The sequence below is a fragment of the Pseudonocardia sp. D17 genome, assembly GCF_036984265.1.
GTDB lineage: Bacteria > Actinomycetota > Actinomycetes > Mycobacteriales > Pseudonocardiaceae > Pseudonocardia > Pseudonocardia benzenivorans.
This window is the reverse complement of the sequence record NZ_BPRG01000068.1, coordinates 1-313: the sequence shown is the minus strand read 5'-3', so window position 1 is coordinate 313 and position 313 is coordinate 1. Positions and strand designations below refer to the sequence as shown.

Below are 313 nucleotides of genomic sequence, written 5' to 3'. Positions count from 1 at the left end.
TAGCGGACCTCGCCGGGTTTGACCATGTTGGTGGAGAAGAACAGGGCGTGCGGGATCGTGCCCGAGGCGATCTCCGAGGCCCGTACGACCGCGGCGTAGCGGGCGAGGCCTGCGCCGGTGGAGGAGCCGTTGTGTTCGCGGCCGTCGCCGTCGAGTGGGGTGGCTGCGCCCCAGTTCGCGGCCAGTCCGGTGCCGGTCTTCTTGGTGACCCAGAGGTTGACGACCGTGTCGGTGGTTGGGTCGGCGATGGCGACGTGGCCGTCGGAGCCGGGTGGGATTTTCAGGTTCGCCGGGACCGGCACCTTCACCCCGG

Annotated in this window: 1 pseudogene; it reads right to left on the bottom strand. The window is 70.0% G+C overall.

Going from position 1 to position 313, the window contains the following annotated elements:
* Nucleotides 1–313 (bottom strand): annotated as a pseudogene (locus tag PSD17_RS13320) (hypothetical protein); the annotation flags it as partial.